The sequence below is a fragment of the Peribacillus sp. 05N428 genome (genome assembly GCF_056397085.1).
Genome location: NZ_JBFTMS010000007.1, coordinates 168,642 through 182,685 on the forward strand (window position 1 = coordinate 168,642; position 14,044 = coordinate 182,685).

16 protein-coding genes are annotated in these 14,044 nt (G+C 42.5%); 10 read left to right on the forward strand and 6 right to left on the reverse strand.

The features are described 5' to 3' along the window. Window positions 1-71 precede the first annotated feature (71 nt). The 3 genes from AC1DIV_RS09745 (at window position 72) to AC1DIV_RS09755 (ending at window position 1,595) form a co-directional block, all read left to right on the forward strand. Window positions 72-296 carry a hypothetical protein gene (locus AC1DIV_RS09745; RefSeq protein ID WP_340877976.1) on the forward strand — a complete coding sequence of 75 codons (225 nt, stop codon included), beginning with the start codon at window positions 72-74 and terminating at the stop codon, window positions 294-296. A gap of 167 nt (window positions 297-463) precedes the next feature. Next, a complete protein-coding gene (locus AC1DIV_RS09750) occupies window positions 464-940 on the forward strand; it encodes a GNAT family N-acetyltransferase (RefSeq protein WP_477576240.1) in 477 nt (158 codons plus the stop codon). Window positions 941-980: 40 nt separating this feature from the next. Further along, complete coding sequence (locus tag AC1DIV_RS09755) at window positions 981-1,595, forward strand: PH domain-containing protein (protein WP_323596131.1); 615 nt, start codon at window positions 981-983, stop codon at window positions 1,593-1,595. Between the two features lie 40 nt (window positions 1,596-1,635). Here AC1DIV_RS09755 and AC1DIV_RS09760 read toward each other — a convergent pair whose 3' ends face one another. After that, window positions 1,636-2,493 (reverse strand): manganese catalase family protein, encoded by an 858-nt coding sequence (locus AC1DIV_RS09760; protein WP_477576242.1) that lies wholly within the window; start codon window positions 2,491-2,493, stop codon window positions 1,636-1,638. A 143-nt stretch (window positions 2,494-2,636) separates the two neighbouring features. On the opposite strand from AC1DIV_RS09760, the gene AC1DIV_RS09765 reads away from it, so the two are divergent. Beyond that, window positions 2,637-3,392, forward strand: a complete 756-nt coding sequence (locus AC1DIV_RS09765; protein WP_340877970.1) for a TraR/DksA C4-type zinc finger protein — start codon at window positions 2,637-2,639, stop codon at window positions 3,390-3,392. 39 nt (window positions 3,393-3,431) lie between these two features. Here AC1DIV_RS09765 and AC1DIV_RS09770 read toward each other — a convergent pair whose 3' ends face one another. Next, window positions 3,432-4,607 carry a MalY/PatB family protein gene (locus tag AC1DIV_RS09770; RefSeq protein ID WP_477576244.1) on the reverse strand — a complete coding sequence of 392 codons (1,176 nt, stop codon included), beginning with the start codon at window positions 4,605-4,607 and terminating at the stop codon, window positions 3,432-3,434. A gap of 103 nt (window positions 4,608-4,710) precedes the next feature. Between AC1DIV_RS09770 and AC1DIV_RS09775 the strand changes: the two genes are divergently transcribed. Next, entirely contained in the window at window positions 4,711-4,971 is a 261-nt protein-coding gene (locus AC1DIV_RS09775) for a DUF1871 family protein (RefSeq protein ID WP_340877969.1), read from the forward strand. Between the two features lie 235 nt (window positions 4,972-5,206). Here the strand turns inward: AC1DIV_RS09775 and AC1DIV_RS09780 are convergent, their stop codons facing one another. Next, window positions 5,207-6,049, reverse strand: a complete 843-nt coding sequence (locus AC1DIV_RS09780) for an alpha/beta fold hydrolase (RefSeq protein ID WP_340877968.1) — start codon at window positions 6,047-6,049, stop codon at window positions 5,207-5,209. Window positions 6,050-6,353: 304 nt separating this feature from the next. Here AC1DIV_RS09780 and AC1DIV_RS09785 point away from each other — a divergent pair, with 304 nt between their 5' ends. Next, window positions 6,354-6,854 (forward strand): Lrp/AsnC family transcriptional regulator, encoded by a 501-nt coding sequence (locus tag AC1DIV_RS09785; RefSeq protein ID WP_034310292.1) that lies wholly within the window; start codon window positions 6,354-6,356, stop codon window positions 6,852-6,854. Beyond that, window positions 6,851-8,020 carry an aminotransferase gene (locus AC1DIV_RS09790; RefSeq protein WP_034310296.1) on the forward strand — a complete coding sequence of 390 codons (1,170 nt, stop codon included), beginning with the start codon at window positions 6,851-6,853 and terminating at the stop codon, window positions 8,018-8,020. The genes AC1DIV_RS09785 and AC1DIV_RS09790 overlap by 4 nt, the downstream gene beginning before the upstream one ends. 158 nt (window positions 8,021-8,178) lie before the next feature. On the opposite strand, the gene AC1DIV_RS09795 is transcribed toward AC1DIV_RS09790, so the two are convergent. Both AC1DIV_RS09795 and AC1DIV_RS09800 read right to left on the reverse strand, forming a co-directional pair. Beyond that, complete coding sequence (locus AC1DIV_RS09795) at window positions 8,179-8,532, reverse strand: helix-turn-helix domain-containing protein (protein WP_048678021.1); 354 nt, start codon at window positions 8,530-8,532, stop codon at window positions 8,179-8,181. 139 nt (window positions 8,533-8,671) lie between these two features. Next, window positions 8,672-10,015: a sodium-dependent transporter gene (locus tag AC1DIV_RS09800; RefSeq protein WP_072272298.1), complete on the reverse strand. Its 1,344-nt coding sequence runs from the start codon at window positions 10,013-10,015 to the stop codon at window positions 8,672-8,674. 341 nt (window positions 10,016-10,356) lie between these two features. Here AC1DIV_RS09800 and yugI point away from each other — a divergent pair, with 341 nt between their 5' ends. Beyond that, window positions 10,357-10,761, forward strand: coding sequence for a S1 domain-containing post-transcriptional regulator GSP13 (gene yugI, locus AC1DIV_RS09805; RefSeq protein ID WP_034310304.1), 405 nt, complete (start codon window positions 10,357-10,359; stop codon window positions 10,759-10,761). A 137-nt stretch (window positions 10,762-10,898) separates the two neighbouring features. Here yugI and AC1DIV_RS09810 read toward each other — a convergent pair whose 3' ends face one another. Beyond that, window positions 10,899-11,132, reverse strand: coding sequence for a DUF378 domain-containing protein (locus AC1DIV_RS09810; RefSeq protein ID WP_034310308.1), 234 nt, complete (start codon window positions 11,130-11,132; stop codon window positions 10,899-10,901). Between the two features lie 211 nt (window positions 11,133-11,343). Between AC1DIV_RS09810 and AC1DIV_RS09815 the strand changes: the two genes are divergently transcribed. After that, window positions 11,344-12,507: an iron-containing alcohol dehydrogenase gene (locus AC1DIV_RS09815; protein ID WP_063595866.1), complete on the forward strand. Its 1,164-nt coding sequence runs from the start codon at window positions 11,344-11,346 to the stop codon at window positions 12,505-12,507. 147 nt (window positions 12,508-12,654) lie between these two features. Next, a complete protein-coding gene (locus AC1DIV_RS09820) occupies window positions 12,655-14,001 on the forward strand; it encodes a glucose-6-phosphate isomerase (protein ID WP_048678018.1) in 1,347 nt (448 codons plus the stop codon). The last annotated feature ends 43 nt before the right edge of the window (window positions 14,002-14,044 follow it).

Genomic DNA, 14,044 nt, shown 5'->3' on the forward strand with positions numbered 1-14,044 from the left:
CTAGTGGATTGTTCTGGTAATTGATATAATGAGAGATGAAGTTTAATTCCCTATCAGGAAGGATGTAACGGATGGACTTTCTCGATCATGCTTTACTAGGTTTGTTTCTTTACTTTCCGGAAGACAAGACTGAATATATCTCGGCTGGTATAACTTGCTTCATTTTTTTAGTGGCGGCCGTTTTTACGATGAGGGCAATTATAAGATATTCAAAGAAGGAAGAATTGAAAACGAAGCAATTCGAAGATGAGGTCACCAGAAGGAACCAGCGTATAAAGGATGATACCATTTCCTGATCCCGGAAGATGCCTGCATCGCGAGCCCCGTTTTTTGATATTGATTATCTGAATATGAATGGTATTATGTTTTGTTAGAAGGTCGTAAAGAATTAAATGTTCCCTTCTTAGCATAAGCATTTTATACTATAAGCATAGAGATAGAAACTTTGGGGGCGTAATTGGTTATGCAAATCGTAGCTAAAAGAATGATTGCGACAGATACGGTCAAGGACTTTTTCATTCAGCACTGGGAGACGACTCAAGTCGTTTTTTCAAGAGGCTTGTTTCATTATGCGGAACTTGAGGGTTTTGGGGTGATGGACGAGAATGGAAAAATCACGGGATTGGGAACATACAAATTATCCGACCATGTATGTCAGATCATCTCTTTGAACAGTGAGCATGAGAATCAAGGTGTGGGCTCATCATTGCTTTATGTGATGGAAAATATCGCTAAGGAAAAAAATTGCCATACTATTAAAGCGATTACAACGAACGATAATCTACAGGCGTTGAAGTTTTTTCAAAAACGTGGTTATGTCATTTCGGAAATCGTTAAAAATGCCGTGGAAGAATCACGGAAAATCAAGCCGGAAATACCATTTTACAGTTTTGATGGAATTCCGATCCGAGACGAGATCATACTGGAGAAATGCTTATAATAAGGTGAAATTCACCTGGATATTGATAGGGGGAATGGTTATGTTTAAGAAAATGGCGGCTGATGCCCTTGGTCTTAGTGATATTGGAAGTGTGATTAGTCCTGCAGATTATGACAAGGTGGATGCAGATGATTATATCATGCATGAAGATGGGGAAAAAATTTATTTCCTGATTAAATCGAAAACCGATGAGTACTGTTTCACGAATCAAGCGTTCATACATTTGGACGGCACAAGTGCGATTAGCAAAAAGCGAACACTTACAAGATATAGCTACAGCCAGTATACGATCTCCAATGCCACGCTTGAAACCGCAGGGACAGTGGATTTGGATGCAGAAATTAAATTTTCGATCGGTGCAAAGACTTTCTCCATTGATGTCCATAAGAAATTCATTGAAGAATTAAAAGACTTGTTCAAATCACTCGTTAAAATATCGGAAATTTGCCATGAGAATGAATTTGCCCTTCAATATGCCCAGCAAAGCGTAAACCTTGCTTCTTCCACTTTGAACCAGGTTCGCACTGATGGAAGCCAAATGGCTGCAAGCTTCAAGGAAATTAATTCGGCCGCTTTCGATTGGTTGATGGACAGCCGGAAAAAGTACCATGTGAAAGATTTTGGCTTTGTTTTTGAGAAATATATCAATAATTAAAAAAGAAGGCGAACACAAAATGTTGTGTTCGCCTTCTTTTTTAATTATTCAAATCACTCAATCCCGGGCTATGTTCATTTGGCATATCCGGCATTTCAGGCACAGGGAATCCTTTTGGCGGCTCGGTAACAGCAAGGGTTCCGCCATTTCGGCTCGGTGTCTCCCCTTGGAAAATCTCGCCGATTCGTGTTTGATCCATCCTGAAATTGAATTGGGCATTATGGTAACCTAAATCCACATATTTGCGGCATTCAGGATATTTGTTCAAATCATAATTAGGTACAGGGAAGATTTTCCCCCAGTCGACGCCAAGCGTTTCCAATGCCTTGGCAAATGCATTTTGGTGGGCATTGTCGCGAACCATTAAAAATGCCAGTGTTTCGCGCATTGATTTATTGGAACTCATTTCATAAATTCTGGACTTTTGCAGGACTCCCGTAGATTCAAGCATGACATTATTCAAAAGGTTGGCCACAAGATTACCGTGATCATAAACCCATGATCCGTTCCATGGATTGCCGCCAGCATCGACGGGCAGGGATGCTTTCGCACCGATGATGAAATGGTGAGGGTTTGCGCCGCCTTTGATGACTTCATCCAATGGGGCGTCATCGATACCGGAATCTCCAGGCATATCCCCGCCAGCATCATTCAGCAGCTGATTGATGGTAGATTGGACAAGTTCAACATGGCTCAGTTCCTCCAAGAAAACTCCGCGAATTAAATCACGATATTGTTTAGCCTTGCCGCGAAAGTTGGCGCTTTGGAAAGAATATTGCATCATCGTCCGCATTTCACCGAATTGCCCTCCAAGCGTTTCCTGGAGCACTTTTGCAGCATTTGGATCAGGCTTATCGGGAACGATCATATTGATTAAGTCTTCTTTATAGAAATACAAATGGAAGCCCTCCTTAAAATTAATATTTCTAAGTTAGCTTCTGTTATCTGAATTAATTTATTCCTAAGGTAAAAAGTACCTTTATGGAATGACGGGAAGAGAGAAATACTAGAGGGAAGAACGATTTTGAAAGGATGTTGCACATGCTATCCAATCAGCAGCTAAAAGAATTTCAACAGCAATTGCAGCAAACGAAGCAAGAGTTGGAAGAACGATTAAATGATTCAGGCAACCACGATTTAAGAAGAAGCCTGGAGGATTCGACTGGTGAGTTATCGAGTTACGATAATCATCCCGGAGATGAAGGAACCGAGTTATATGAACGGGAAAAGGATTTGGCCCTTACCGAGCATGATCGGGATGAAATAAGGGATATTGAACGAGCGCTTTCTGCCATCGAGGCAGGTGAGTATGGCAAATGCGAGGTTTGTTCAAAGGAAATACCTCTTGAACGTTTGAAAGCAATCCCTACAACGACTTATTGTGTCGAGCATACTCCCTCACAGGAAACTTCGGACAATCGGCCGGTGGAAGAGGAAGTGCTCGGACCCCCATTCGGGAGGTTTGATTATGATGACCGGCATGAATCGGTTGCCTACGATGCGGAAGATTCTTGGCAGGATGTTGCCAGTTATGGAACATCTGAATCGCCTTCCGATTTCGTAAATCCGCCAAACGATTACGAAGATATGTATGTCGAGTCCGAAGAAAATGTCGGCTATGTCGAAAATTATGAAAATTTCGTTGGTGTGGATATGTACGGGGAAGAGGTAACGGTTTATCCAAACTCCCAATATGAAGAATTGAAGGAAGAACTTTTTGAAGAAAATATTCAAACCCCGTTTGGGGATTTGCCCCGATATGAGCATGATCCTTATGTGGATGAAGAAAAAGATTAAAATGAAGAACCAGGATTCTAAGCCTGGTTCTTTTTTTATTTAAGAAAAAGCCAATTTCAACCGGTTTAGCCCATCCATCATGACGCTGCGTGAACAACCGAGATTCATTCGGACGAAACCTTCTCCGCCAGGTCCGTATTTAGAACCAGGCTCCAATGCGAGCTTCCCTTGATGGATCAGCCGATCCTTTATTTCCTTGTCGTTCAATCCAAGGTCACGGCAGTCAATCCATAAAAGGTAAGAGGCTTCCGGATGCATGACATGCAGTGAAGGAATTTCGGCTGCAATGAATTCCTCTGCCACTTTTATATTCTCCTCAATGTAGCCTATCATGTCTTCAAGCCATTCCAAGCCCTCCCGATACGCGGCTTCCATTGCTGTTAAGGCAAAGATGTTAAGACCATGGAAGGCCAGTTTCGTTTGCGCCATTTGCAGTTGCTTCTGCAATCTTTCATTACTGGTGATCAGGAATGAGGCCTGAAGGCCGGCAATATTGAATGTTTTGCTTGGCGCCATCAATGTAACGGTCCTATCCGCTAATTTTTCTGAAAGGGAGCCAATCGGATAATGCTTGGATGTTGTATGGAATAAGTCAGCATGTATCTCATCACTGACGATGACTACATCATATTTTTCACATAGCTCCCCGATCCGTAGGAGTTCGTCCTTTGTCCAAACGCGTCCGCCAGGGTTATGCGGACTGCAAAAAAGGAATAGTTTCACTCCGCTTTTCAGCTTGTCCTCAAAATCGTTGAAATCAATCTCGAAGCGGTCCTTTTCAATGATAAGGGGACTATTGACCACTTCCCGGTCATTGTTTTTGATCATATCAAAAAATGGGGTATAGACGGGAGATTGTAACAGTATTTTATCGCCCGGGTTCGTGAATGCCTGGATGGTTGTACCGATTGCGGAAACGACGCCGGAGCTGAATGAAATCCACTTCTTATCGATTTGCCAGGAGTGCCGGTCTTTAAGCCAGCTTTGAATTTCAGTGAAGACCGTTTCAGAAGGGACGGTATAGCCGAAAATCGGATGATTCAAGCGTTCCATCAATGCCTTTTGAATGCCCTCAGGAGATGGGAAGTCCATATCGGCAACCCACATTGGCAGAACATCCTCGCGCCCATATAAGGATGTGAGGGAGTTTTTATCCCATTTTGCAGACCCTGAATTTTCCCTGTTGATTTGTTCTTCAAAAATTGATTTGTTCAAAATATCCACCACCGAATAAAAATTTGTCGTCTTCGCGAAAAGCCTGTTGTTATGATACTATGATATCATGTTCTTTGAAAATATTGAGCAGGTGATAAATTAGATGGATACACAGCAAATGAATTTAGCGTTGGTTGCCGTTTTACAAGAATGGGACCCTTTCAAGATAGGTTGGGATCTATATGAGCCGGAAATTGCAGATACGGTCGTAGCAATCCGGGATATAGATGACCCGAAGGAACTGGCGGAAAAAATAAAATCCATTTACGAGTTCGCATTTGATGAGTCCATTCAGATGGAAAAGTGCCTGGACGTTGCACGAAAGCTGCTCATCATAAAAAATGATACCAGCTGTTCGATATAAAGGTGAAAAAGGTGTACCCGGAAATCAGGGGCACCTTTTTTACGTAGTTTTTTGCTCTATACCCATAGTTTGTTCAGTTAACTGATGGTTTGTGCAGTATACTCGTGAATTTCAGCGATTTACTCGTGAGATTCGGCGATTTACTGGTGAATTGTGCTTTTACTCGTAAGTTTGTGTAGTTTACTCGTAAGTTTTGGCGATTTACTCGTGAGTGGTCAGCGATTTACTCGTGAGTTTACGTTGGGGTGGCTACTCCAATAAACCCCTTAATTAGTTGGTACACTTCTTCAGGTTTCTCTTCTGGAAGAAGGTGCCCGGTATCCTCAATGACAACAAGCTCGGAATTAGGCAGGTCTTCATGGAGCCTTTCGCCGATATTCAATGGCACCACTCGATCATGTCTTCCCCAAATAAGCAGGCATGGTGTATGAATATCACTAAGGTCCTCCTTCAGCAAATCGATTTCCTTATCTCGAAGCATTCTTCCCAATGCCCGGAAAATATCATGCTTCTTTATGAATGGCTTTAGATATCCCTGCCGCATTTCATCGTCAATCATCGCCGGGTCATGGACGACATTTTTCAAGTTCTTTTCGATACCTGATTTTTGCAGATACCGTTTTATCCCGTATGAAAAGAAAGGCAGGTAACTGACCATCTTCATTTTTTCCGAATAGCCGGGCTGATAGCCTGAGCCGGCAAGTAGAATGGCATGGTCGACAAGGTCAGGATATGACTTGATGAGCTGCAGGGAAATCTGCCCGCCCATGGAATGGCCGATGATACTGAATTTCCTGATTCCTTTTCCCTCCAGGAACATAACGATGGATTTAGCGATGTTTCGGAATGAATATGTATATCGATAATCTTTGCCGCTTTGCCCGAATGGCGGGAGGTCTATGGAGATCACATTGTATTCCTTGATTAAATGGGGGACTAATTTACGGAAACTGAAGCTCGATGACAAAAATCCGTGAAGCAGGACAAGGGTGGGGAGAGAATCATCGATTCGGTCATATTCAAAATAGATTTCGATATTCCCTACCCATTCGAGACCTTTGGTTGTATGACTTTCCACATAAGCTCCTCCTCCGTTATTGTTCCATGATAAAAACCTATGTTACCCTGAATATTCCAAAAAAGGTCCTATAATACTGTTGCATAACAGTAATTGTAATAATAACGATGAAAAAACACAATTACTATAACAGGTCACCAGCCAATTTTGATATAATAGTGTAAGTTTATCCTGACAGCATAGGACTTATTAAATTATATTGTCATATAGGATTTTTAAAAAGTCTAATAAGGTAATTCGTGAGACTATCTGCCAGCCAAACCATCACAGCTAAATTAGTGAATTCCAAAAGGGGGGTTTTCCAATGCACTTGAATGAAGAGGAATTGGAAGTCTTGAGAATCATTGAAAATAACAGCCGGATTGATCTGAAGGATTTGGCTAAAATGACCGATCAATCAGATTCGGACATTGAAATAACATTGAAGAAACTGGAAGATATGCGGGTCATTGTACGTTACTTAACAGTCATTAACTGGGCTAAAGTGGATGAATACCATGGTGTCACAGCGATGATCGATGTAAAGGTCACTCCAAAACGTGGCGTCGGTTTCGATGATGTTGCAAAAAGGATTTACAAATTCAAGGAAGTCGAGTCCGTTTATTTAATGTCTGGGGCTTATGATCTTTCAGTCATTGTCGAAGGGCGTTCGATGAACGAAGTGGCAAGCTTCGTTTCGGAAAAACTTTCGACACTGGATTCCGTCATTTCTACGACGACTCACTTCATAATGAAAAAATACAAGCATGATGGCACCATTTTTGATCAAACTGAAGAAGATAAGCGGATAGTGGTGTCACCATGATTAAAACGAGTTATGTTTCAAAAACGATTGCAGAGCTTAAGCCATCAGGCATCCGCCGCTTTTTCGACTTGGCAGCCAATTTGGAAGGGGTCGTTTCGCTTGGTGTAGGTGAACCGGATTTCGTTACATCTTGGGCGGTAAGGGAAGCGGCGATCAACTCCCTGGAGGAAGGATATACCTCATATACGGCCAATGCCGGATTATTTGAATTAAGGTCGGAAATCAGCCGGTATATGGAGAAGCAGTTCCATGTTTCGTATAGACCGGATGATCAAATCATTGTCACGGTCGGAGCAAGCCAGGCCCTCGATATTGCCCTGAGGACCATCTTGAATCCAGGTGAAGAAGTCATTGTCGTCGAACCTTGTTTCGTCGCCTATGCACCGCTTGTGACCATGGCAGGGGGAATACCGGTCACGGTCCAAACATCCAAGGAAGAAGACTTTAAGCTGACTCCCCAACAACTCGAAGCGGCGATCACGCCTAAAACGAAGGCCGTTTTAATCTGTTCACCGAATAACCCGACGGGAACCCAGCTTGGGCAGGAAGAATTAGTGATGCTTGCTGACATCGTTAAAAAGCATGACTTGCTGGTCATTTCCGATGAAATCTATGCCGAACTTGCTTATGATGAGGAATTCACTTCTTTTGCTGCCGTTGACGGCATGCTTGAGCGGACAATTGTCATCAATGGGTTTTCGAAAGGGTTTGCGATGACTGGGTGGCGTCTTGGGTTCGTTTGTGCACCTAAGGAAATTTCCGAAGCGATGCTTAAGCTTCACCAATATGCGATGATGTGCGCGCCGACCGTTGCCCAGCATGCTGCATTGGAAGCTTTAAAGAACGGGATGCAGGATGTGGAAGAAATGCGTCGGAGTTATCGGAGAAGACGAAATTATATCGTGAAATCATTTAACGATATGGGTCTGGATTGCCATAATCCCGGCGGGGCTTTTTATGCTTTTCCATCAATCGAAAGAACGGGGATGACTTCGATGGAATTTGCTGAAAAACTTTTGACGGAAGAACTTGTTGCGGTTGTACCGGGAGATGTGTTCGGGGAAAGCGGTGAAGGTCATATCCGCTGTTCTTATGCATCCTCCATGGAACAGCTTCAGGAGGCGCTCAGAAGAATGGAACGTTTCATGAAGAACCATTGCCAATAAAAGCAAAAAAATAGGGATCCGGCCATTAGCTGCCGGATCCCTTTCCATAGGGGGAATTAGAAAAAAGAGTTAATCTAATGGATTAACATAGAAAGTGTTAATCATAGTATATCCAGTACCCAGAAAAAAAATACACATACTACGACCCATTTTTTGAATTAAGCTTGTGTATTATATAAAGTATGCATAACTTTCAGAATTTGTTCTTCGCTAAAGTCCTTGGCTGTTCTTAAAAGGAGCTCCGCTTTTTTGGTTCCGATTTCTTCAATCAATTTTTTTATGTCCTCGTCGATACCAGCGGCGTTACCGGTCTGGGCATCCTTCAGGAATTCTGAAGCCGGAATGTCAAGAACGGTGGAAAGCCGTAAAATGGTTTGTGTATCAGGAACCGATTCACCCGATTCATACTTTTCGATTTTCTTCGTGCCGATTCGTAATTTTAAAGCCAGTTCCTGTTGGGTTAGGTTGTGATCTTCTCGGTATTGACGGATATTCTTCGCGATATTTGACATGGTCAGACACTCCTTTTTCAGGAAATATATTTTTATTATGTAATTATTTTACCATATTATTACTTAAGTGAAGGAACGGAATATGTAGGTTTTGTGAAAAAAATGCCGCATCGGGATTAACGAAACGGCACGTTGATTGTTAAATGAGATTAGTTGACTTAAGGAATACGAGTATGATCATGATCGGCACGATGTAGCGAATCAGGAAGTGCCAAAGTTTAAAAAGTGATCGGCCGGGATCAGCGCCAGTTTCGAACTCCTTTTGTACCTCGATCCTTTTCATTTGATAGCCGATGAAAAGGGATATGAACAAGGCGCCGACTGGCAGCGCGATATTGCTTGTCAGATAATCAGCGAAATCGAATATGGATAAATTGAAAATCTTCACATCCGAAAGCACCCCAAAGGATAATGCGCTTGGAATTCCAATCAGGAAAACGGTGATACCAGCAATCCAAGAAGCCTTCTTCCGTTTTGCGGAATCCCCCTTGATCATGGCTGCAACGACGATTTCGAGAATGGAGAATGCCGTCGTAAGGGTGGCAAATAATAATAATATGAAGAAAATGAACATGAAGATCCCGCCAAGCGCCATTTCATTGAAGACGGCAGGCAACACGACAAATACCAATCCAGGACCGCTTGAAGGGCTGAAACCCAGTGCGAAAACAGCCGGGAAAATGACCAAACCTGCCAGCAAGGAAATGAAGATATTCAGTCCAACTACCGAAAAGGCCGATTTTGTAATATCTTCTTTTTTACTTAAATAGGATGCGTAGGTTACCATTACGGAAACACCGACACTTAGTGCAAAGAAGGATTGGCCGAGTGCCAATAGGATCGTTTCCCCTGTTAATGCGGAAAAGTCCGGTTTCAAGAAGAATTTAACACCTTCCATCGCTCCATCCAGAGTCAAGGATCGGATAAGAAGGATGATGAAAAGAATGAACAATGAAGGCATCATATATTTATTAGCCTTTTCAATTCCCTTGGAAACGCCGCCTTGCACGACCCAAATGGTAAAGACCATGAATAATAACTGAGCGATGACCGTTTCATAAGGATTACTGATTATCGTATTGAAGAAGTTCCCATATTCCTCTTGCGTCAAGTTTGAGAGGGAACCTGTAAAGCTCCTTGCTAAATAGGAGATGATCCAGCCTCCAACAACACTGAAGAAGGAAAGAAGAATGATTGAAGCTACGACACCGCCATATCCAATCAATGCCCAAGGCTTTCCAGGGGCGATATGTTTATATGCGCTAATGGCATCTTTCTGTGCATTGCGGCCAATCGTGAATTCCGCTATTAATATCGGTGCCCCGATAAGCAGGGTGAATATAATGAAGAGCAGGAAGAAGACCCCACCGCCATTTTCCCCAGTCATATACGGGAGCTTCCAGATGGCGCCCAATCCAATAGCGGATCCCGCGGCTGCCAGGATGAACCCAAGTTTTGAAGTCCATTGATCTTGTTTTGACATGATGGAAAAACTCCTTTAGATGTAAAGAATATCTAGCTGTATATTTTTTTTAAAACATTTTCTCATCTTACTATGATTAGGGGCAATTGGATAGGTTTAATATTACAATCTTTAGAAAAATGAATAAATATCTTAAGGGAAATAGAGGTTATTTGCAAATTTTTAGGTTAAGTTATATACAAAGATCTTATAATATTTATTATTTCCAAAAAACAAACATTTTTAATGAGTAAAATCCCAAAAAGTATGGTATACTTAACTTTGATTATTTTCCAATTATGTGATATAATTTTTTATTGCGTGAAAAGACGAAAAAATATATATAAAATAGGAGTGTTACCATGTCTGAAAAATTCGAAATTGGTGCGGTAGTTGCTGGTAAAGTTACTGGTATTCAACCATACGGTGCATTTGTTGCTCTAGATGAATCAACTCAAGGTTTAGTTCATATTTCTGAAATCACTCACGGCTTCGTTAAAGATATCAACGAACATTTAAAAGTGGGCGATGAAGTGAAAGTTAAAGTTCTTTCCATCGATTCAGCTGCTGGAAAAATCGGCTTATCGATCCGCGCTACAGAAGAAGCTCCTGAGCGTACTGAAGCTCCGAAAAAAGCTCCGAAAAAACGCCAAGCATCTGTTAAAGCGACATCTCACATCGAATCTACTGAAGGTTTCAACACATTGAAAGACAAACTTCAAGAGTGGATTGAACAATCTCAACGCGAAGACTTAATCAAAAAATAATTTTTTAGAACCGGCAGATCCTTGATCAGCCGGTTTTTTTTGTCCAGGGGGCATATGAATGAAATAAAGCCGGGTCATGTGTTTATCCATGGTCCGGCTTTATTTTATAGAACATAACATTGTCCATGATCAAGATCTCAACGAGTCGGTTTGGTTTCAGGCTCCCTGGAAATTTCAGGACTTGGTTTAAAGAGAAGACCAAGATTAATGAGACCGGCAATTCCAACCAATCCATAAACGATACGGGCCATTCCAGCATCTTGCCCTCCGAAAATCGAAGCGACCAAGTCAAATTGGAAAAACCCTATTAATCCCCAATTGATTGCCCCGATTATTGTAAGAACAAGTGCAATTCTTTGTATTCCACTCATTGTACAGCCTCCTTTTTTTTGAAAAAATCAGTTCTTTACTTATCATGCATTTTCAGCATGTAAATATACATCCACTCAAAAGTTCCGGGCGGATATTTTGTATTTAAATGGAACATTGGTCATAATGAATAAAAGAAAAACTAGCACTTGGCCCTGTCATTCATTCGAAAACGGAGTCCATGTGGCATTAAACATTAAAGGAGAGATACCATTGGAAAATTTCACATATAAAAATCCTACTAAAGTAATTTTCGGGAAAGGTCAGCTTGAAAGCTTAAAAACTGAAATTCCCGCCTATGGCGATAAAGTTTTACTTGTATATGGTGGAGGAAGCATAAAGAAAAATGGCTTATATGAAAAAGTGATCAATGCCTTGAAAGAGATCGATGCAGAGGTGCACGAACTTTCCGGGGTTGAGCCGAACCCACGCATCTCAACAGTCCGGAAGGGTGTTGACCTTTGTAAAGAACATGGGATCGACTTTGTCCTTGCGGTTGGAGGGGGAAGCGTTATAGACGCTACAAAGGCCATCGTTGCAGGTGCTAAATATGAGGGGGATCCATGGGATCTTGTGATTAAGAAGGCACCAGTCGAAGAGGCCCTTCCATTCGGAACGGTGCTGACTTTAGCTGCAACAGGCTCTGAGGCGAATTCGGGATCTGTCATAACAAACTGGGAAACGAAAGAGAAATATGGATGGGGAAGTCCATTGGTATTTCCGCAATTCTCCATTTTGGACCCTGAAAATACTTTTTCAGTACCAAAAGACCAGACGGTATACGGAATGGTCGATATGATGTCACATGTATTCGAAACGTACTTCCACCCGGAAACGCATGCACCGCTGCAAGACCGTTTTTGTGAATCGCTGTTATCGACGGTGATTGAAACGGCACCTAAACTATTGGAAGACCTGGAGGATTATGAGCATCGGGCCACTATCCTGTATGCCGGAAACCTAGCCTTGAATGGGTCGCTTGGGGTTGGTTATAGCGGTGATTGGGCAACGCATAACATTGAACATGCCGTTTCAGCTGTTTATGATATCCCGCATGCAGGAGGATTGGCCATCTTATTCCCAAATTGGATGAAGCATGTGCTCCATGAAAATGTCGCACGCTTTAAACAAGTTGCAGTCCGTGTATTCCATGTAGATCCGGAAGGTAAAACGGATGAGGAAGCGGCCCTTGAAGGCATTGAAAGACTTAGGTCATTTTGGAGCAGCTTAGGGGCGCCGACCAATCTTTCGGATTATGGCATCGATGACTCACAATTGGAAGTCATGGCTGATAAAGCGATGAGCAGAGGGGAATTTGGACGATTCAAAGTCCTCAACCGTGAAGATGTCCTTGCCATTTTACGGGCTTCCTTATAAACAAGTGATATGATCCGCTCTCCCGCCTTGCCAGGTGGGAGATTGCTTTATATGCATAATTCGTTATTTACTTGATCGATTTCTTGATTATGAGAATTACATCAGATAAAGTGAAAGGGAAACTAAAGAATTCAAGGAGGAATTTGAATGGCCCATATTCGTTTCGATTATTCAAAAGCCCTGCCGTTTTTCGGGGAGCATGAAATTACCTATCTACAGGATGCTGTAAAAGTGGCACACCATTCCCTGCATGAGCAGACAGGGGCAGGCAATGAATATCTTGGCTGGCTTGATTTACCCGCCAATTATGATAAAGAAGAGTTCTCAAGAATCAAAAAAGCGGCCGCGAAAATAAAAGAAGATTCAGAAGTGCTGCTGGTTATCGGAATCGGTGGATCATATCTTGGAGCACGGGCAGCAGTTGAGATGCTTCAACATAGTTTTTATAACATTCTACCTTCGGATAAAAGGAAAGCACCGCAAATTTTATTTGTCGGTAATAATATAAGCTCTACATATATGCAGGACGTGATGGACCTATTGGAAAATAGGGATTTCTCGATCAACGTCATCTCTAAATCCGGTACGACCACGGAGCCTGCACTGGCCTTCAGGATTTTCAGGAAACTGCTTGAACAAAAATACGGCGTTGAAGAAGCTAAGAGCCGCATTTATGCTACGACTGATAAAGAGAAGGGCGCATTAAAAACGGTAGCAACGGAGGAAGGTTTCCAAACTTTCGTCATTCCTGATGATGTTGGCGGACGTTACTCGGTCTTAACGGCTGTAGGGCTGCTTCCGATTGCTGTCAGCGGGGCGGATATCGATCAAATCATGGAGGGAGCCGAGCGTGCCAGGGCCGACTTCAGTTCTTCCGAGCTAGGGGAGAATCAGGCATACCAATATGCGGCGGTTCGGAATATCCTTTACAATAAAGGGAAAACGATTGAAATGCTGATAAACTATGAGCCTGGACTTCAATACTTCTCTGAGTGGTGGAAACAGTTATTTGGAGAAAGTGAAGGAAAGGATCAAAAAGGGATATTCCCTTCATCGGCTAACTTCTCGACTGACCTGCATTCATTAGGGCAGTATGTCCAGGAAGGACGGCGTGATCTTTTTGAAACGGTCATCAAAGTGGATAAGGCCCGTCATGAAATCGTGATTGAAGAAGCGGCCAATGACTTGGACGGCCTGAATTACCTAGCAGGTGAAACGGTGCAATTCGTGAATAATAAAGCATTTGAGGGTACGCTGTTAGCCCATACGGACGGTGGCGTTCCCAACCTGATCGTAACGGTTCCTCAGCTCGATGCTTATACTTTTGGCTACCTTGTATATTTCTTCGAGAAAGCTTGTGCAATGAGCGGTTACTTACTGGGTGTAAATCCATTTGATCAGCCTGGAGTGGAAGCCTATAAGGTGAACATGTTTGCTCTTTTAGGCAAGCCGGGTTATGAAAAGAAAAAAGCGGAGCTCGAACAGCGCTTATAATATAAAAGGCATCAAGCCGGAATAACATCCGGCTTGATGCCTT